The sequence below is a fragment of the Actinomadura gamaensis genome (assembly GCF_042652125.1).
GTDB classification, from domain to species: domain Bacteria; phylum Actinomycetota; class Actinomycetes; order Streptosporangiales; family Streptosporangiaceae; genus Spirillospora; species Spirillospora gamaensis.
Map to the genome: position 1 here is coordinate 68071 of NZ_JBHSIT010000018.1, position 19076 is coordinate 87146.

At 73.4% G+C, this 19076-nt stretch carries 15 protein-coding genes and 1 pseudogene; 4 read left to right on the forward strand and 12 right to left on the reverse strand.

All coding sequences use genetic code 11. The features are described 5' to 3' along the window. Nucleotides 1-284 precede the first annotated feature (284 nt). The 6 genes and pseudogenes from pdxS to pgsA form a co-directional block, all read right to left on the reverse strand. Nucleotides 285-1208: a pyridoxal 5'-phosphate synthase lyase subunit PdxS gene (pdxS, locus tag ACFPCY_RS40225; RefSeq protein WP_378264640.1), complete on the reverse strand. Its 924-nt coding sequence runs from the start codon at nt 1206-1208 to the stop codon at nt 285-287. A 225-nt stretch (nt 1209-1433) separates the two neighbouring features. After that, the gene (locus tag ACFPCY_RS40230; RefSeq protein WP_378264642.1) at nt 1434-2459 is read right to left on the reverse strand and encodes a DUF3048 domain-containing protein; all 1026 of its coding nucleotides are present in this window, start codon (nt 2457-2459) and stop codon (nt 1434-1436) included. Between the two features lie 295 nt (nt 2460-2754). Continuing rightward, on the reverse strand, nt 2755-3291 hold the full coding sequence (locus ACFPCY_RS40235) for a hypothetical protein (RefSeq protein WP_378264644.1): 537 nt from the start codon (nt 3289-3291) through the stop codon (nt 2755-2757). 8 nt (nt 3292-3299) lie between these two features. Next, on the reverse strand, nt 3300-4487 hold the full coding sequence (locus tag ACFPCY_RS40240; protein ID WP_378264646.1) for a glycosyltransferase family 4 protein: 1188 nt from the start codon (nt 4485-4487) through the stop codon (nt 3300-3302). Beyond that, complete coding sequence (locus ACFPCY_RS40245) at nt 4484-5473, reverse strand: phosphatidylinositol mannoside acyltransferase (RefSeq protein WP_378264648.1); 990 nt, start codon at nt 5471-5473, stop codon at nt 4484-4486. The genes ACFPCY_RS40240 and ACFPCY_RS40245 overlap by 4 nt, the downstream gene beginning before the upstream one ends. 191 nt (nt 5474-5664) lie before the next feature. Further along, nucleotides 5665-6264, reverse strand: a pseudogene (gene pgsA, locus ACFPCY_RS40250) (phosphatidylinositol phosphate synthase); the annotation flags it as partial. A 235-nt stretch (nt 6265-6499) separates the two neighbouring features. Between pgsA and ACFPCY_RS40255 the strand changes: the two are divergent. Both ACFPCY_RS40255 and ACFPCY_RS40260 read left to right on the forward strand, forming a co-directional pair. Next, complete coding sequence (locus ACFPCY_RS40255) at nt 6500-8668, forward strand: elongation factor G-like protein EF-G2 (protein WP_378264650.1); 2169 nt, start codon at nt 6500-6502, stop codon at nt 8666-8668. Nucleotides 8669-8828: 160 nt separating this feature from the next. Beyond that, entirely contained in the window at nt 8829-9719 is an 891-nt protein-coding gene (locus tag ACFPCY_RS40260) for a polysaccharide deacetylase family protein (protein WP_378264652.1), read from the forward strand. Nucleotides 9720-9761: 42 nt separating this feature from the next. On the opposite strand, the gene ACFPCY_RS40265 is transcribed toward ACFPCY_RS40260, so the two are convergent. The 4 genes from ACFPCY_RS40265 to ACFPCY_RS40280 form a co-directional block, all read right to left on the reverse strand. Next, nucleotides 9762-10394 (reverse strand): HIT family protein, encoded by a 633-nt coding sequence (locus tag ACFPCY_RS40265; protein WP_378264654.1) that lies wholly within the window; start codon nt 10392-10394, stop codon nt 9762-9764. A gap of 179 nt (nt 10395-10573) precedes the next feature. Further along, complete coding sequence (locus tag ACFPCY_RS40270; protein WP_378264656.1) at nt 10574-11185, reverse strand: hypothetical protein; 612 nt, start codon at nt 11183-11185, stop codon at nt 10574-10576. Nucleotides 11186-11302: 117 nt separating this feature from the next. Next, the gene (gene thrS / locus ACFPCY_RS40275; RefSeq protein WP_378264658.1) at nt 11303-13285 is read right to left on the reverse strand and encodes a threonine--tRNA ligase; all 1983 of its coding nucleotides are present in this window, start codon (nt 13283-13285) and stop codon (nt 11303-11305) included. 248 nt (nt 13286-13533) lie between these two features. Then, nucleotides 13534-15021 (reverse strand): sugar porter family MFS transporter, encoded by a 1488-nt coding sequence (locus tag ACFPCY_RS40280; RefSeq protein WP_378264660.1) that lies wholly within the window; start codon nt 15019-15021, stop codon nt 13534-13536. 177 nt (nt 15022-15198) lie between these two features. On the opposite strand from ACFPCY_RS40280, the gene ACFPCY_RS40285 reads away from it, so the two are divergent. After that, complete coding sequence (locus ACFPCY_RS40285) at nt 15199-16500, forward strand: sensor histidine kinase (protein WP_378264662.1); 1302 nt, start codon at nt 15199-15201, stop codon at nt 16498-16500. 81 nt (nt 16501-16581) lie between these two features. Next, entirely contained in the window at nt 16582-17250 is a 669-nt protein-coding gene (locus tag ACFPCY_RS40290) for a response regulator (RefSeq protein WP_378264664.1), read from the forward strand. Between the two features lie 33 nt (nt 17251-17283). Here ACFPCY_RS40290 and ACFPCY_RS40295 read toward each other — a convergent pair whose 3' ends face one another. After that, entirely contained in the window at nt 17284-18240 is a 957-nt protein-coding gene (locus tag ACFPCY_RS40295; RefSeq protein WP_378264666.1) for a quinone oxidoreductase family protein, read from the reverse strand. A gap of 53 nt (nt 18241-18293) precedes the next feature. Further along, entirely contained in the window at nt 18294-19055 is a 762-nt protein-coding gene (locus ACFPCY_RS40300; protein ID WP_378264668.1) for an SDR family oxidoreductase, read from the reverse strand. Nucleotides 19056-19076: the final 21 nt, after the last annotated feature.

Genomic DNA, 19076 nt, shown 5'->3' on the forward strand with positions numbered 1-19076 from the left:
GCAGACCGGCCGGCCGAGCAAGCGGACGAGCCGACGGCACACGCAGACCAGCCGCCCGGGCGGCCTACGACGCGCGCGCACCAGCCAACCCTGCGAGCCGACGGCAGACGCAGACCAGGCGACCGGGCGGGCCTACGGCGCAGGCACAAACCGACCGGGCGAGCCTACGGCGCACGCGCGGACCGGGCGGGCGGGCCTACGGCGCAGACGCAAACCGGCCGGCCGGGGCTCGCCGTGGCGGGTCCGGCCGGCGGTGGGGCTTCAGGGGCGTCCGGGCCAGGACGTCACCAGCCGCGGTGGGCGAACTTCTGGTCCTCGCCGAGGGAGGCGACGTTGATGCCGACCATGGCGTCGCCGAGGCCGCGGGACACCTTGGCGATCACGTCCGGGTCGTCGTGGAAGGTGGTGGCCTTCACGATCGCCTCGGCGCGCTGGGCCGGGTTGCCGGACTTGAAGATGCCGGAGCCGACGAACACGCCCTCGGCGCCGAGCTGCATCATCATCGCGGCGTCCGCCGGGGTGGCGATGCCGCCCGCGGTGAACAGCACGACCGGCAGCTTCCCGGCCTCGGCGACCTCCTTGACCAGCTCGTACGGGGCCTGGAGCTCCTTGGCCGCGACGTACAGCTCGTCCTCGGGGAGGTTCTGCAGGCGGCGGATCTCGGCGCGGATCTTGCGCATGTGCGTGGTGGCGTTGGAGACGTCGCCGGTGCCGGCCTCGCCCTTGGAGCGGATCATCGCCGCGCCCTCGGTGATGCGGCGCAGCGCCTCGCCGAGGTTGGTCGCCCCGCACACGAACGGCACGGTGAACGCCCACTTGTCGATGTGGTTGTCGTAGTCGGCCGGGGTGAGCACCTCGGACTCGTCGACGTAGTCGACGCCGAGCGCCTGGAGCACCTGGGCCTCGACGAAGTGGCCGATCCGGGCCTTGGCCATCACCGGGATGGAGACCGCCTCGATGATCCCCTCGATCATGTCGGGGTCGCTCATCCGGGAGATGCCGCCCTCGGCGCGGATGTCGGCGGGGACGCGCTCGAGCGCCATCACCGCGACCGCGCCGGCGTCTTCGGCGATCTTGGCCTGGTCGGGGGTGACGACGTCCATGATCACGCCGCCCTTGAGCATCTCCGCCATGCCGCGCTTGACCCGGGCGGTGCCCGTCGCGGGAGCGGTGTTCTCAGGGGCGTTGCTGGGAGTGGACACGGGCATTCCTCACGTGAACGGACGACAAGTCTGATCCCATGATATTGCCTGCTAGGGCCACCCCTCGACCCGGCAGAGTGTCAGCGCCGCCCGGCGCGGCGTTACGGCATGTACGGAGCCATCGCCGAAACGGGCCTTACAGGTTGGAAAGCGATCCGGAACACGGTCACAGGGCGGTCGGAACGCGGTCACTGCGCGGTCGGGACGCGGACGCGGATCCGGCGCGGCTCGCTACGGCATGTAGGGCTTACCGTCGTTCACCAGGACGATCCAGACCTGGCCGGGCGCGAAGTTCAGCGGCTTCCCGTCGGCCGTCGTGAACGTGGTGCCCTTGTCCTCACTCGGCCGTGACCACTTCGCGTCGAACGCCTTGCCGTCGCGGTAGACGGTGGCGGTGCCGGTCCCGGTGGTGTGGATCAGCGGCGTGTAGGCGCCGAGGAAGTCGTGGAACTGCGACCGGGTCGTCTTGGCGCGCTGGACGACGATGGTCTGGCCTCCGACGCGTCCGCCGCCGGCGTCCATGTCGGGGCGGCCGTGGAAGGACGCCAGCCAGCGCTTGTCCTTGGCCGACCAGGCGAACTCCATGTCGGCGGCGGGCCACTTGGCGGTGAAGGACGACGTGGGCTTGCCGCCGTCCGGGGCGGGGCCGAAGCGGAACCCGACGTCCTGCGGGGCCTGGGCCTTCGGGGCCTGCTTGAGCAGGTCCTTCGGGTCGGCGTACAGGTTGTACGGGATCTTGCGCGAGTTGTCGCGGACGTAGGCGCGCCCGCCGTTGTCCTGGGAGATGTCGTACACCGGGGCCTGCCGGATGTACTTCTTCATCTTGCTCTGGACGCCCGAGAACGCGAACGCCGGACGGCCGAACTGCGGCAGCAGGTGCAGGTCGGAGATGCGGGCGCTGCGGACGGGCCCGACCCGCTTCGGCAGGTGCGAGGAGAACACGGCCATCAGCCGCGTCTCGCCGCCCTCGACCTGCTCGACGTAGACGACGTCGGCGGCGGACACGCCGCTCTGCGGCATCGCCGGCGCGGTGTTCTCGATCTTCACGGCGAGGACGGGGTTGGTCAGCCCGGTCGCGCCGCCGTTCAGCGGGTGGTAGCCGAGGGCGGTCGGCGACGGGCTCCCCTTGACCGGCTGCCGCCCGGAGGACTTGTCCTTGCCTCCCCCGCCGCAGGCCGCGAGCGTCCCGCAGGCCAGCACGCCGCCCATCGCGGCCGCCGTCCACGTCCGCAGGGTCCGGTTCAGGACGAAGCCCACGCGCACTCCTCACTCCGACGACGCCGAACGGCCCCGAGGGTAGCCGACCGCCCCCAGCCCGGTCCGGACGCCGCGCGCAGCGCCTGCTCAGCGCCGCTCCCCCCGGACGCGGCGCGAGCCTGCTCGACGCTGCCGTCCAGACGCGGTGAGCGCCTGCTCAACGCCGCCTCGGGGACGCGGCGAGCGCGCCTGCTCAGCCCCCCACGGGACGCGACGAGCGCCTGCTCGACGTCGCCTTCCGGACGCGGTGAGCGCCTGCTTGCGCGCCGCCCGCGGGGCGCGGCGCGCGGGGGCGTCAGGAGTTCGGCGGGGCGTCGTCGATCTCGAAGAAGCCCGGCCAGGCGGCGCGGCCCGCCAGGGGCAGCACCCTGATCAGCAGCTTGCGCCGGGCGGTGCGGGCGGACGCGACCGCGTCGTTGTAGAAGCTGCGGGCGTAGACGACCTTGGCGCAGGCGGCCGTCAGCTCCTCCAGGACGGCCTCCCCGTCCGGCCTGCGGGACAGCGTCTCGGTGAAGTCGGGCTGGTCGAACACCGCGCGCAGGGCGCGCGACAGGTCGCTCTCGGCGAACTCGCGGGACTCGGCGTCCGCGGTGCGGGCCTCGTGCGCCGCGGTCGCGAGGACGAGGCTGGTGGCCGGGTCGAGCAGCCGGGACGCGGCGAGCTCCAGCGCGACGGCGGCGCGCCGGACGAGCGCGGCGTCGAGGGCGGCGCGGGCCGTCTCGACCCGCACGTGCAGGCGGTCCAGCCGGGTGGCGCGCCACGAGACGTACACGCCGGCGAGGAAGACGACGGCGACGACGAAGAGGAGGTCGTAGATCCAGTCGGGGAGCATCGGCCGGCCTACGCTCCGCGTCCGGACTCGACGACGGTGGTGCCGGGCAGCGTCACCGTCTCGTAGACCCGCAGGACGTCGCGGGCGACCGCCGACCAGTCGTACCGGCGGACGGCCGCGCGCGCCTCGGCGGACAGCTGCTTGCGGCGGGCCGGGTCGTCCAGCAGGTCGGCGGCGGCCGCGGCGAGCGCCGCGGCGTCGCCGACCGGGAACAGGGCCCCGGCGCGGCCGCCGAGCAGCACCCGGTCGAACGCCTCGATGTCGCTGGCGAGGATCGGCGCGCCCGCCGACATCGCCTCGGCGAGGACGATCCCGAAGCTCTCGCCGCCGAGGTTCGGGGCGACGAACACGTCCACCGAGTGGTAGGCGCGGATCTTGTCGGCCTCGCTGACCATGCCGAGCACCACGACCCGGTCGCGCAGGCCGGGCGAGACGCGCGCGACGACGTCGTCGGCGTCGCCCGGCCCGGCGAGCAGCAGCCGCAGGCCGGGCCGCTCGGGGCCGAGGATCTCGAAGGCGCGCAGCAGCACCTGGAGGCCCTTGCGCGGCTCGTCCATGCGGCCGAGGAAGCCGAGGACGCCGCCGTCCGCGCCCGCGCCGTGGCCGGGGTGCGAGCCGGGGCCGCCGGTGGCGTCGCGGCCGGGCCAGCCCGGCAGCGGCTCGGCCATCGCGTAGCGCTCGGTGGCGACGCCGTTCGGGATCAGCACCGCGTCCCCGCCGAGGTGCTCGACCAGGGTCTTGCGGGCCGCCTCGGACACCGCGATCCGGCCGGTGATCTTCTCCAGCCCGGACTGGAGGATCGGCGCGGTCACCGACACCACCCGCGACTTGGTGTAGGACGCGTGGAAGGTGCCGACGATCGGCCCGTCCGCCGCCCAGCAGGCCAGCAGCCCGAGGGACGGCGCGGCGGGCTCGTGCACGTGCAGCACGTCGAAGCCGCCCTCGTGGATCCACCGGCGCACCCGGCTCGCGGACAGGAACCCGAAGGCGAGCCGGGCGACCGAGCCGTTGTAGGGCACGGGGACGGCCCGTCCGGCGGACACCACGTAGCCGGGGAGCTGGGCGTCGTCGTCGGCCGGAGTGATCACCGACACGTGGTGGCCGAACCCGATCAGGGCCTCGGCGAGGTCGCGGATGTGCTGCTGCACACCGCCGGGGACGTTCCAGGTGTACGGGCAGACGATGCCGACCCTCACCGCGTGCCCTCCGCGGGACGGCCCGCGCCCCGGCCGGGTTCGCGGCCGAGGTCGGCGACCCACACCTTCTGGAGCATGTGCCAGTCCGCCGGGTGTTCGGCGATGCCCTCCTGGAAGATCCGCGCGAGCTGCTGGGTCATGGCCTGCACCCTTTCCCGTCTGCCGCCCGTCTCGGGGACCGGGATCTCGTCGTGCACCCGGGCCCCCCAGTCCTCCCCCTCGTACCAGAGTGTCACCGGATGCAGCGCCGCGCCCGTCTGGATCGCGAGCGCGGCGGCGACGGCGGGCATCCGCGCGGTCTCGCCGAAGAACTCGACGTCGACCCCCGAGTCGGTGAGGTCGCGGTCCACGACGAGGCAGACCGGACGGCCGGCCCGGAGCCGCTGCGCGAGACGGCCGAAGGCGGACGCGCCCTTGTGCGGCAGGACCTCCATCCCGAGGCTCTCGCGGAACGCGACGAAGCGGTCGAAGAGGGATTCGGGCCTGAGGCGCTCGGCGACGGTCGTGAAGGGGTAGCCCATGTGGACGAGCCAGGCCCCGGCCTGCTCGTAGTTGCCCATGTGCGGCAGGGCGAGGATGACGCCGCGTCCGGAGTCGAGGATCTCCAGCATCTTCTCGTGGCCGGAGACGTTCATGTGGCCGAGGATGCGCTCCTTGGAGTACTCCGGCAGCCGGAAGACCTCCAGCCAGTACCGGAAGTACGAGCGCATGACCTGCTTGGACGTCAGCCGGACGTAGGCGTCCGGCCGGTCCCGGCCGAGCACGCGGCACAGGTTGAGCTCCAGCTGCCGGACGCCGGCGCCGCGCTGCCGCCAGGCGCGGTCGGCGATCGCGTTGAACAGCGCGCGGGCGAGCCGTTCCGGCATCTTGCGGACGACCGTCCAGCCGAGCGCGTACCCGGTGTCGGTGAGCCGGGCCACGGCCCGGTGCCCGAGCCCGGCGGCCCGGGCGCCGGGACGGTCCGCCTCCGTCCCGGTGGGGGTCATGCGCGCCGTCCGGGCGCGTGCCGCTCCTCGTCCACCTCGGGGGCCCCGGCGGGCTTCTCGGCGGCCTCCGCGCGCTTCTCGGCGGTCTCCGGACGCTTCTCAGCGGTCTCCGCGCGCTTCTCGGCGGCCTCCGGACGCTCCGAGGCGGGCGCGGCGGGCGCTGCGGGAGTCGACGGCGCGGGGGGCGTGGCGGGCGCGGCGGCGGCCTGCTTGTAGACGACCGCGAAGCGCTGCCCCACGGTCACCGTGCTGAGGACGGCCAGCAGCCACAGCGCGAAGGTCAGGATGTACGGCACGCCGAGGCCGTGGAACCCGGCGGCGACCAGCGCGATGACCAGCCGCTCGGACCGCTCCGCGATGCCCACGTTGCAGGTGTAGCCGAGGCCTTCGGCGCGGGCCTTGGCGTAGGACACCACGACCCCGGCGACCAGGCAGTACAGCGCGACGGCGGCGAGCCCGTCCTGGCCGTCCCGGGAGAGCCCGATCATCAGGCCCGCGAAGATCGCCGCGTCCGCGATCCGGTCCATGGTCGAGTCGAGGAACGCGCCGAACCGCGAGCTCTTCCCGGTGACGCGGGCGACCGCGCCGTCCAGCATGTCGAACAGCACGAAGGCGGTGATCACCATCGTGCCCCAGAAGTAGTGCCCCCGGGTGAAGAAGACCAGTGCCCCCGCGACGGTGCCCGCCGTGCCGACGACCGTGATCGCGTTGGGCGTGACGCCGGTGCGCGCCACTCCCCGTCCGATGGGCGTCAGGACGCGGCCCAGTGCGGGCCGCAGTTTGTTGAGCATCGCCGTCCGTTCATCGAGAGTCCGAGAGGCCGGGCGCCGCGGGGGCCGGACGCGGCCCCGCGCGCGCCGCGCGGCGCGCCCATCGTAGTGCTCATCAATACCACCTCACCCCTTGTGATCCGCGCCGACACGGGAAAGGGTGAGGAGACGGATGTGACGCCGCTCACTCCGGGCCGAGAACCACCAGGAGGAGCGACGGGCTCCCATGGCGGGAGCCCGCCCGAGGAGGTGTGTCATGACGGACAGAGCGAACCACCCGGGAGGCAACGGCAGGGCACCGGAGGCCGGCCGGCCCGACAGGGTGCGCAACGTCGCGCTGGTCGGCCACTCGGGGGCGGGCAAGACGACGCTGGCCGAGGCGCTGCTCGCCGCGACCGGCACGGTGCAGCGGGCCGGCCGGGTCGAGGAGGGGACGACGGTCAGCGACTTCGACGACGTCGAGGTGCGCCAGCAGCGCTCGGTGAACCTCGCCCTCGCCCCGTTCGAGCACGGCGACGTGAAGGTGAACCTGATCGACACCCCCGGGTACGCCGACTTCGTCGGGGACCTGCGGGCCGGGCTGCGCGCCGCCGACGCCGCCCTGTTCGTGGTCTCCGCCGTGGACGGCGTGGACGGCCTGACCCGCATGCTCTGGGAGGAGTGCGCGGCGGTGTCGATGCCCCGCGCGGTCGTGGTCACCAAGGTCGACCAGCAGCGCGGCGACTTCGACGACACGCTGCTGCACCTGCAGGACGCCTTCGGCGAGGGCGTGCTGCCGTGCTACTTCCCGATCGGCGAGGGCGACCGGCTGACCGGCGTGGTCGGGCTGCTGACGCAGCGCTGCTTCGACTACTCGTCCGGGCGGCGGGTCGAGCGCGACCCCGACCCCGCCCATCTCGAGCGGATCGCCGAGCAGCGCGCGTCGCTCATCGAGGGGATCATCCAGGAGAGCGAGGACGAGTCGCTCATGGACCGGTACGTGTCCGGCGAGGAGATCGACGTCAAGGCGCTGATCACCGACCTGGAGACCGCGGTCGCCCGGGGCAGCTTCTACCCGGTGCTCGCGACCTCGGTGCCGCACGGCGCGCAGCCCGGCCCGGTGATCGGGATGGCCGAGCTGCTGGAGGTCGTGACGCAGGCGTTCCCGTCCCCGCTGGAGCACTCCTGCCCGCGGGTCGCGCCGGTGGACGGCGGCCCGCCGCGGCCGATCGAGTGCGCCCCGGACGGCCCGCTGGTCGCGGAGGTCGTGAAGACCGTCTCCGACCCGTACGTGGGCCGGATCTCGCTGGTCCGGGTGTTCTCCGGGACGCTGCGCCCGGACACCGTCGTGCACGTCTCGGGGCACGGCCTGACCGACCGGGGCCACGAGGACCACGACGTGGACGAGCGGATCGGCGCGCTCAGCTCGCCGCTCGGCAAGACCCAGCGGACGATCACCGAGTGCCGCGCGGGCGACGTCTGCGCGGTCGCGAAGCTGGCCCGCGCGGAGACCGGCGACACCCTGTCCGACCCGGCGAACCCGCTGGTCATGACCCCCTGGTCGATGCCGGACCCGCTGCTGCCGGTGGCGATCCGGGCGCGCTCGAAGGCCGACGAGGACAAGCTCGGCCAGGCGCTCGGGCGGCTCGTCGCCGAGGACCCGACGCTGCGGTTGGAGAACAATCCCGAGACCCGGCAGCTGGTGCTGTGGTGCATGGGCGAGGCGCACGCGGACGTGCTGATCGACCGGCTCGCGTCCCGGTACGGCGTCGAGGTCGAGCGGGTGGACCTGCGGGTGCCGCTGCGCGAGACGTTCGGCGGGCGGGCCGAGGGGCTCGGCCGGCACGTCAAGCAGAGCGGCGGGCACGGGCAGTACGGCATCTGCCACATCACCGTGGAGCCGCTGCCGTCCGGGGAGGGCTTCGAGTTCGTGGACCGCATCGTCGGCGGCGTGGTCCCGAGGCAGTTCATCCCGTCGGTGGAGAAGGGCGTGCGGCAGCAGATGGAGCGCGGCGTCGCCGCCGGGTACCCGCTGGTGGACATCCGGGTGACGCTCCACGACGGCAAGGCGCACTCGGTCGACTCGTCCGACATGGCGTTCCAGGCGGCGGGCGCGCTGGCGCTGAAGGACGCCGCGAGCCGCGTCCCGGTGCTGCTGCTGGAGCCGGTGGACGAGGTCGGCGTGCTGATCGCGGACGAGTACATGGGCGCGGTGATGTCGGACCTGACGTCCCGGCGCGGCCGGGTGCTCGGGTCGGAGTCGGTGCCGCCGGGCGGCCGGACGCTGATCCGCGCCGAGGTGCCGCAGCTCGAGATCATCCGGTACGCGATCGACCTGCGGTCCATGTCGCAGGGCACCGGCACCTTCCAGCGCACGTTCCTGCGCTACGAGCCGCTGCCGGCGCACCTGGCCGAGAAGGTCGCCGCGGAGGCGAAGGCGGAGTGAGCGACCGGCCGCGCCGCCGCCGAGGGGCCGGGGGCCGCTGAGGGACCGGAACCCCTGTGGGGCGGGGGCCGCCCTCGCCGGACGCTCCCCGTCCCCGGCTTCTCCCGGCAGGACCGCCCCGTTGGGGAATTCTCGGCGAACTGTGAGATTCTTTCCAGCTGTGACGAGTACGGGGGACGAGCGGTCTCGGGCCAAGACGAGCCGCCGCAACATCATCAAGGGCGCCGGTCTGGCCGTGGGCGGGCTGGCCGTGGGCGCGGGCGGCGGGGCCGCCGCCGTCGCGGCGGTCCCGGAGGGGACGCCGAAGTCGGCCATGGCCATCCCGGTCGCGGGCCCGTGGCGTCCGGTGCACGGGCACGTGGACGTGACCTGGTCGGTCGACACCTCGCAGAAGCTGGTGGCGCTGACCTTCGACGACGGCCCGATGCCGAACTGGACCGGGATGGTCCACGACATCCTGGACGCCGAGAAGGCCAAGGCGACCTTCTTCATGGTCGGCGAGCGCGCGGTCGCCAACGCGAAGATCATCCACGGCCGGATGGACCGGCACGAGGCGGGCAACCACACCTGGGCGCACAAGGACATGTCGCGCCTGACGCACGCCGAGGCCGTGGACGCCATCCACCGCGCGCACAAGGCCATCGCCCAGATCACCGGCAAGGAGCCCCGGCACCTGCGCCCGCCCTACGGGCAACTGGGCGGGACGACCATGAGCGCGGCGGGCCAGCTCGGCTACGACCTGACGCTCTGGGGCATCAAGATGCTGGAGAAGACCTACGAGGACCGTCCGCAGGGCCTGGTCGACTACATCGTGAACAACGTGAAGCCGGGGACGATCGTCCTCGCGCACGACCACGGCAACCCGGACCGGCTCGTGGCGCTCCGGAACCTGTCCAAGATGATCCGCGGGCTGCGCGCGAAGGGCTTCGAGTTCGTCACGATCTCCGAGCTGCTGGCCGCGTCCGGGGCACCGGCTTCCGGGGCACCGGCGTCCGGGGCACCCGCCTCCGGGGGGCCGACGCAGAGTCCGTCCCCGATGAGCGGGCACTGAGCCGCACGCGCTGGGAAGACGGCTTCCGGACGGCCGGACGGGTCAGTCGTCGGACGGCCAGGCGTCGGCGATCAGCTGCCGGGTGTCGCGGAGCAGCTGCGGCAGCACCCTCGTCCGGCCGATCACGGGCATGAAGTTCGTGTCGCCGCCCCACCGCGGCACCACGTGCTGGTGCAGGTGGGCGGCGATGCCCGCGCCCGCGACCGTGCCGAGGTTCATGCCGACGTTGAAGCCCTGCGCGCCGCTCGCCCGGCGCAGCGCGGTGATCGCGCGCCGGGTGAGGACGGCCAGCTCGCCGTACTCGTCCTCGTCCAGCTCGGTGTAGTCGGCGACGTGCCGGTACGGGACGACCATGAGGTGCCCGGAGTTGTACGGGTACAGGTTCAGCACCGCGAAGACCGCGCTCCCGCGCGCCACGACGAGGCCGTCCTCGTCGCTCATCTTCGGGATCTCGCAGAACGGGCAGCCGTCGTCCTCGCCGGGCGCCCTGTTCTCGCCCTTGATGTAGGCCATGCGGTGCGGCGTCCAGAGGCGCTGGAAGCTGTCGGCGACGCCCGCGCCGCCGCGCTCCTCCTCGATCTGGGCGGCGGGAGGCCGGGGCACGCCCGCCGCTCCCGAATCGGGCGCGCTCTCCCGCGCCTCCGGCACCACGGGCCCCTCCGGCTCTGCGCTCAAGGCGGCGTTCTCCTTTGCTGACGGCCTGACCAGCAGCATAGAGAGGGGTGCCGCAAGGGCCGAAGCCGGGTCTCCGGCGAGGCGGCGCCGGGCGAGCCGACGGCGCTGATCAGGCGGCGCTGGTCAGGCACGGCGGGTCAGGCACGGCGGGTCAGGCACGGCGGGTCAGGCACGGCGGGTCAGGCGGGGCGGGCGTAGCAGGTCTGCATGTCCACGCCGACCGACAGCGTGGTGATCTTGACGCGGCGGACCAGGGCCGGGCTGACGGTGAAGCGGAACGTCTGCGTGCCCGCCCGGCGGACGGTCGACTGGTCGCTCAGGTCGCCGTGGCCCGCGACGGTGACGTCCGCCTTCACCACGCCCGCCGCGCCGACGGTGACCGCCACGTCGATGCCGTTCGCCCCCGCGGCGCGGTAGACGGCGGTTCCCGCCGGGCAGAACTCGACGCCGACGCCGCCGCCCGTGCCGGGCATCGGCGCGCCCTGGTCGCCGGGCTGCGAGCCCGTGCCGGACGTCCCCGGCTTCGACGGGTAGGGCCTCCCGCCGCGCGTCTGCTGCTGAACCGGCCCCGAGGGGACCGTTCCGACCGGCCCGCCGGACACGCCGTCGGCGCCGTTCGACGACGACGGGCCGTGGGACGCCGACGCGGACGCGTCGCCGTGCCCGCCGCCGAACGCCTGGAACACCAGCACGGCCAGGGCCGCCGACACCAGCAGGGCCGCGCCGCCGTACCCGAGGAACCGGGCGGCGGTCAGGCCGGGCCCGGCGGCGGGCGGGCTGCTGGTCTTCATGCTGGTACTCCCCCGGGGCTCTTCCGTGCGCGTGCCGCCCGAGGCTACCAAGCCGGGCCCCGCCGGGCGGTCTCCCGCCCGGCGGGCGGTCCCGGGACGCCGGGACCGGAACCCCGCTCAGACCTGGACGCGCTCGCGGACGGCCTTGACGATCTCCGCCACGGCGTCCGGGATGGCGACGCCGTTCTTCTGCTCGCCGTCGCGGTACCGGAACGAGACGGCGTCGGCGCTCACGTCGTCGTCGCCCGCGAGCAGCATGAAGGGGACCTTCTGCTTCTGCGCGTTGCGGATCTTCTTCTGCATCCGGTCGGACGAGGCGTCCACCTCGACCCGGATCCCGTGCTCGCGCAGCGCCGCGGCGACCTTCTCCAGGTGCTCGACGTGCGCGTCGCCGATCGGGACGCCGACGACCTGCACCGGGGACAGCCACGGCGGCATCGCGCCCGCGTAGTGCTCGACCAGCACGCCCATGAACCGCTCGACCGACCCGAACAGCGCCCGGTGGATCATCACCGGCTGCTGCCGGGTGCCGTCCGCCGCCTGGTACTCCAGGCCGAACCGCTTGGGCTGGTTGAAGTCGAGCTGGATGGTGGACAGCTGCCAGGTGCGGCCGATCGCGTCGCGCGCCTGGACCGAGATCTTCGGGCCGTAGAACGCCGCGCCGCCCGGGTCGTCCACCAGGTCCAGGCCGGAGTCGAGGGCGGCCCGGCGCAGCGCCTCGGTGGCCTCCTCCCAGTCCGCCTCGTCGCCGATGAACTTGTCGGAGTCGTCGCGGGTGGACAGTTCCAGGTAGAACTCGCGGAGGCCGAAGTCGCGCAGCAGGCTCAGCACGAACTGGAGCAGCGACTTGATCTCGTCGCCCATCTGCTCCTTGGTGGCGTAGATGTGCGCGTCGTCCTGGGTCATCCCCCGGACGCGGGTGAGGCCGTGCACGACGCCGGACTTCTCGTACCGGTACACCGCCCCGAACTCGCACAGCCGCAGTGGCAGCTCGCGGTAGGAGCGGCCCCGCGCCCGGAAGATCAGGTTGTGCATCGGGCAGTTCATCGGCTTGACCCGGTAGTCGGTGCCGTCCAGCTCGAAGGCGGGGAACATGTCCTCGCCGTAGTACGGCAGGTGCCCGGAGATCTCGAACAGCGACGACTTGGTGAGGTGCGGGGTGTTGACGAACTGGTACCCCGCCTCCAGCTGCCGCTGCCGCATGTAGTCCTCCATCTCCTTGCGGATGATCCCGCCCTTGGGATGGAAGACCGGCAGGCCGCTGCCCAGCTCGGGCGGGAAGGAGAACAGGTCGAGCTCGGCGCCCAGCTTGCGGTGGTCGCGCTTCTCGGCCTCGGCGAGCATCGCCAGGTACTCGTCCTGGCGCTCGCGGGACTCCCACGCGGTGCCGTAGATGCGCTGGAGCTGCGGGTTCTTCTCGCTGCCCCGCCAGTACGCGCCGCCGGTCCGCATCAGCTTGAACGCCGGGATCACCCGGGTGGACGGCAGGTGCGGGCCCCGGCACAGGTCCTTCCAGCACAGCTCGCCGGACTTGGCGTCGAGGTTGTCGTAGATGGTCAGCTCGCCGGCGCCGACCTCGACGTTCGCGCCGTCGTCGGCGGACGCGGCGCCCTTCAGCCCGATCAGCTCCAGCTTGTACGGCTCGTCCGCGAGCTCGGCGCGCGCCTCGTCGTCGGACACGACCCGGCGGGAGAACCGCTGGCCCTGCTTGACGATCTCGCGCATCCGCTTCTCGATGCGCTTCAGGTCGTCGGGGGTGAACGGCTCGGCGACGTCGAAGTCGTAGTAGAAGCCGTTCTCGACCGGCGGGCCGATGCCGAGCTTGGCCTCCGGGTGCAGTTCCTGGACGGCCTGGGCCATCACGTGCGCGGCCGAGTGGCGCATGATCGCGCGGCCGTCCGCGGAACCGATCTCCACGGGCTCGACGACGTCGCCCTCGGCGACCCGGTGGGCCAGGTCGCGCAGGGCGCCGTTCACCCGCGCCGCGATCACGGTGCGGCCGTCGGCGTCGAGGGCCTCTCCGGCGGTCGTGCCGGCGGGCACCACTCGCTCGCTTCCGTCGAGGGTGATGCGCAGCTCTGACACGGTGTCTCCTCGCATTGCTGGGTGCTGGTGGTGAGTGCTGATGATCGGGTGCTTGCGGTGGTGCTGGTGGTGCCGGTGGTGCGTGCAGGTCGGTTGGGATCGTATCGAGCGGGTCCCCGTAACGCGGTGAGGCCCCGGGAGCAGCTCCCGGGGCCTCACCGCAGTTCGAAGATCAGGACGTGCGGCCGTGACGCCGGGGCGTGCCCGGCGTGGTCGTCAGCGCCTCGGCGGCGGCGAGCACGGCTCTCACGGCCACCACTGTACTACGTGGCGGACGGCTGGCGCCGGTGCTCGGGCCCCCGGAGCTTGTCCATGTCCTCCAGCTCGCGTCCCTTGGTCTCCGGGACGCTCCGCCAGACGAACACGAAGGCGAGCGCGGCGAACGCGGTGTACAGGCCGTAGGCCAGGCCGAGCGACATGCCCGACAGCCACGGGAAGGTGACGGTGATCAGCCAGTTGGCGATCCACTGCGCCGCCGCCGCGACCGCGAGCGCCGAGGCCCGGATGAAGTTGTTGAACATCTCGCCGAGCATCACCCAGACGATCGGCCCCCAGGTGGACGCGAAGCCGAACACGTAGAGGTTGGCGGCGACCAGCGCGACCGGGCCCGCGACGTGGCCGAGCTTGGGGTTGCCGTCCACGACGGGCGCGGTGGCGAAGCACACGGCCATCACGCACAGCGTCACCGCCATCAGCCCCGCGCCGAACAGCAGCAGCGGGCGGCGGCCGACCTTGTCCACCAGCGCGATCGCGATCAGCGTCGAGCCGACGTTCACCATCGAGTTGATCACCGAGGTGAGCATGGCGTCGTTCTCGCCGAACCCGGCGGCGTGCCACAGCGTGGTGCCGTAGTAGAAGATCACGTTGATGCCGACGAACTGCTGGAACACCGAGAGCAGGATGCCGATCCACACGATCGGCAGCAGCCCGAACCGCTCGCCGCGCAGGTCGCGCAGGTGGACGGGCCGGTCGGTGGCCAGCGAGCGCAGGATCCGGCCGATCTTGACGTCCACGTCGGCCTCGTGCCCGGCGAGCCGCTGCAGGATCTGCTTGGCGCGGCGGATCTCGCCCTTCTTGACCAGGTAGCGCGGCGACTCGGGGATCACCAGGGAGACCACGCCGTACAGGACGGCGGGCAGCATCGCGACGCCGAACATCCACCGCCAGGACGAGCCGCCCCACGGGAAGGTGCCGGTCGCGCCGCCGTCCGACATCCGGGCGATGACGTAGTTCACCACCAGCGCGGCGAAGATGCCGAGCACGATCGCCATCTGCTGGAGGGAGCCGAGCCGTCCGCGCAGGTTGGCCGGGGCGATCTCGGCGATGTAGGCGGGCGCGATCACCGAGGCGGTGCCGATCGCGATGCCGCCGACCACGCGCCAGAACGTCAGGTCCGCGGCGCTGAACGCGAGCGCCGAGCCGAGCGAGCTGATCACGAAGATGACCGCGGCCCCGACCATGACCTTGATCCGGCCGATCCGGTCGGCGAGCGGCCCGGCGAACCAGGCGCCGACGGCGCAGCCGAGCAGCGCCGAGGACACGACGAACCCGATCCAGAACGAGTTCAGGTGGAACTGCTGCCGCAGCGCGTCGACCGTCCCGTTGATCACCGACGAGTCGTACCCGAACAGGAAGCCGCCCAGCGCGGCGGCGCCCGCGAGCATCGCGGCGACGGCGGCCGAGGATCCCTCCGCGTGGTCCGCTGCGTGTTCCGCTGCCTGCTCCGCGGCGCCTCTACCCTCCGTAGTCATGTTCCCGACCTTCCCAGGAAAAGATCAGGCAATCCTGGCGGTCGGGCCAAGGTTCGGCCGGGTCCCGGGCCGCTCCGCGCCGTCCGCGCGGACGGGCCGATACCCCAGGTGGCGGCCCGGATCTCCCTCTCCGGGGGCACGCGGGCGGGCTCGCGGGCGCACTAGTCTCCGAGGGAAATGAGCGACCAGCCTTCCTCACCCGGCCGTCCCGCCGCCGCGGACCGGCCCGCCCCACAGGGCGCCGATCTCGTCCGGACGGCGCTGCGCCGCGCCGTCCTGCCCGGTGTCGCCACCGGGCCGCGCGCGGTGCGGCCGCCGCTCCCCCGCCGGCTGTGGGTGCGCGTCCCGCTGATCGTGCTGCTGATGCTGCTCACGATCGGCTTCACCGCCGCGTCCATCGCCATCCCCATGGAGTCCCTGCACCGGTCGGCCGACGAGAGCGTGCCCATCGGGCTGCTCCAGGCGGCGCCCCTGGTGATCACGCTGTTCCGGCCGCTGCTCGCCTGGCGGATCGCGGCGGCCGGGCTGCTGCTCGGCGCGCTCGCCGTGCGGGACGCCGGGTTCTGGCCGTGGTCGCCGACCGCGTGGCTGGCCTTCATGATCATCCTGTTCTGCGTCGGGGCGGCCGGGGACCGGACGGTCACGCTCGGCGCCGGGACCGTCAGCGTGGCCGGGGTGGTCGGGCCGGCCGTGCTGGTCGCGATGCCGGTGTGGTTCGGGGTGATCCTGTCCGCGCTGGCGCTGCTGGCGCTCGCGTTCGGCGACGCGGTCGGCGGGCGGCGGATCGCCGAGCGGGCGCTGCGCGAGCAGGAGGAGCTGCACCGCCGCGACCTCGCCCGGCAGGCCGTGCTGGAGGAGCGCGCCCGGATCGCGCGCGAGCTGCACGACGTGGTGGCGCACCACATGTCGGTGATCGCGATGCAGGCGGAGGCCGCGCCCTACAAGATCCCGGAGCTGCCGGAGCAGGCCCGCGCCACCTTCGTCGTCGTCCGGGACGCGGCCCGCGAGGCGCTGGCGGAGACCCGCCGCGTGGTCGGGCTGCTGCGGGCCGAGGACGAGGCGGCCGAGCGGGCGCCGCAGCCCGGCCTGGCCCGGCTGGACGAGCTGCTGGAGGCCGCGCGGCGGTCCGGGCTCACCGTCACCGGTTCGGTGACCGGGATGCCGCGCCCGCTCGCGACGGGCGTGGATTTGTCGGCGTTCCGGATCGTCCAGGAGTCGCTGAGCAACGCGTCCCGGTACGCGCCGGGCGGGACGGCGCGGGTCGAGATCGGCTACGGGGACGAGACGCTGCGCGTGGCCGTCCGGGACGAGGGGCCGGGACCGGGCGGCGAGCCCGAGTCGTCCGGCGGCGGGCACGGGCTGGTCGGGATGCGCGAGCGGGTCACGATGCTGGGCGGGACGCTGGCGACCGGCCCGCGCGGGGACGGCCGTCCGGGCTGGGCGGTCGAGGCGGAGCTCCCCTACGGCGCCGACGGCTGACGGACGCCGGTCCGGGCGCCGGTCCGGGCGCCGGTCCCGACACCGGACGATCATGGTCGCGGAACGCCGTAGGGTGCTCTCGTGACGATTCGGGTGCTGATCGCCGACGACCAGGTGATGATCCGCGACGGGCTGGCGGCGCTGCTGTCGTCGGATCCGGAGATCGAGGTGGTGGGGCAGGCCGGCAACGGCCGGGAGGCGGTGTCCCTCGCCCGCGAGCTCGCCCCGGACGTGGTGGTGATGGACATCCGGATGCCCGAGATGGACGGCCTCGCCGCCACCGCCGAGCTGGTCGGCGACGACCCCGGCCAGGCCGGCGGCGGCCCGAAGGTGCTGGTGCTGACCACCTTCGACCTGGACGAGTACGTCTACGAGGCGCTCGGCGCGGGCGCGAGCGGCTTCCTGCTCAAGGACGCCCCGGCCGCCGACCTCGTGCAGGGCGTGCGGGTGGTGGCGTCCGGGGACGCGCTGCTCGCGCCCTCGATCACCCGGCGGCTGATCTCCGACTTCGCGCGCCGCCGCCGGCACCAGCGGCCGAGCCCGGCGGCGACGGCGGCGCTCACGCCGCGCGAGCGCGACGTGCTGCGGCTCATCGCGCGCGGCATGTCCAACGGCGAGATCGCCGCCGAGCTGGTGCTGGCCGAGCAGACCGTGAAGACGCACGTCGGGCACGTCCTGACCAAGCTGGGGCTGCGCGACCGCACCCAGGCCGTGGTGTTCGCCTACGAGAACGGCCTCGTAGGCGAATAGCGCCTGTTGGCGGGCCTACCGGGATTGGCGGGCCTACCGGGACGGGTCGAGGACGAGCTTGCCGGTCGTCCGGCGGGAGCGCAGGTCCTCGTGGGCGCGGCGGACCTCGGACAGGCCGTACTCGCCGCCCGCGACGACCTTGAGCCCGCCGCCGGCGGCGAGGCCGAACAGCTCGTCCAGCGCGGTGCCCATGACGTCGCCGGGGAGCTGGAACACGTGCGCCAGCCACATGCCCGCGACGGTCGTCGAGTGCGACATCAGGTTGGCGGGCTGGACGGGCTTCGGCAGCTCGCGGGACGCCATCCCGTAGAAGGCCAGCCGGCCGAACGGCGCCAGCGCGGTGAGGCTCTCGTCGGTGACGCGCCCGCCGGTCATCTCCAGCACGACGTCCACGCGGCGGCCGTGGTTGGCCTCGATGAGGGCGGCCTTGAGGTCGGGCTCGGCCGGGTCCACGGCGATGTCGGCGCCGAGGTCGAGCGCGAGCGCGCGCTTCTCGGCGGACGAGGCGGTCGCGATGACCCGTCCCGCGCCCCAGGCCTTGGCGAGCTGGACGGCGAGCGTGCCGACGCCGCCCGCTGCCGCGTGCACGACCACCGACTCGCCCGGTTCGAGGTGGGTGCTGCGGCGCAGCAGCAGCCAGGCGCTGACGCCCTGCACGACCATGCCGAGCGCGGTCACGTCGTCGATGGCGTCGGGCACGTCCCACATGGTCGCGGTCGTCGCGACGGCCTTCTCGGCGTAACCGCCGTTGCCGAGCAGCGCGACGACGCGGCGGCCGTCGGGGGTGCGGCCGACCGCCTCACCGCCGGGCACGAGCGGGAGCGTCTGCTTGGCGAGGTAGCTGTTCTCGGCCTGGTGGGTGTCGGCGTAGTTGATGCCCGCCCGGTCCACCTCGATGAGCGTCTGCCCGTCGCCCGGCACGGGGTCGGGAAGCTCGACCGGGGTGAGGACCTCCGGTCCGCCGAACTCGGTGATCTGGATGGCGCGCATCTGGTCTCTTCCTGCTGCGTCGGGCGGTGATGCCGGGTCGGGTGGGGGGCGGGTCAGCGGGGTCCGGGGACGCCGCGGAACCGGAACGGCTCGGACGGGCGGCCGGGCACCACGTACCAGGCCTCGCCGGCTCCGTCCGCGTCCAAGATTGCCATGAACGCCTCGACGACGTCCGAGACGGGTAGGACGGGGAAGCCGGTGCGCTCCAGCTCCGCCTTGATCGAGGCGATGATGTCGGTCTCGGCGAAGGACGGGCACAGCGCGTTCACCCGGATGCCCTCGGGCAGGTGCGCGGGGCCGAGCGCCCGGACGAGCCCGACGACGGCGGCCTTGTTCGCCCCGTAGACCGGGTCGAACGGCGTCGCGGTCAGCGCGGCCATGCTGGCGGTCGCGACGATGTCGCCGCCGCCGCGGGCGCGGAGCGCGGGCAGCGCGGCGTGGACGCCGTAGACGACGCCGTCCACGTTGATCGACATGGCGCGGCGGTAGCGTTCGGGGTCGAAGTCGTCGCCGAGCCCGAAACCGCTCGCCACGCCCGCGTTCAGGAACGCCAGGTCGAGCCCGCCGAAGCGGTCGACGGCGGTCTGGACGGCCCGCGCGCTGTCGGCGGGCTCGCGCACGTCGCAGCGGACGAACTCGGCGTCCAGCTCGCCGGCGAGCTTGCGGCCGCCGTCCTCGTCCACGTCGGCGAGGACGAGCCGGGCGCCGTCCTCCGCCAGCCGCCGCGCGACCGCCGCGCCGATGCCGTTCGCACCGCCGGTGATGAGCGCGACCTTGCCCGCGCGCGGGCCCGCTGCTCCCTGGAACGCCGTCATGGGCACCTCATCCTCGCAAGT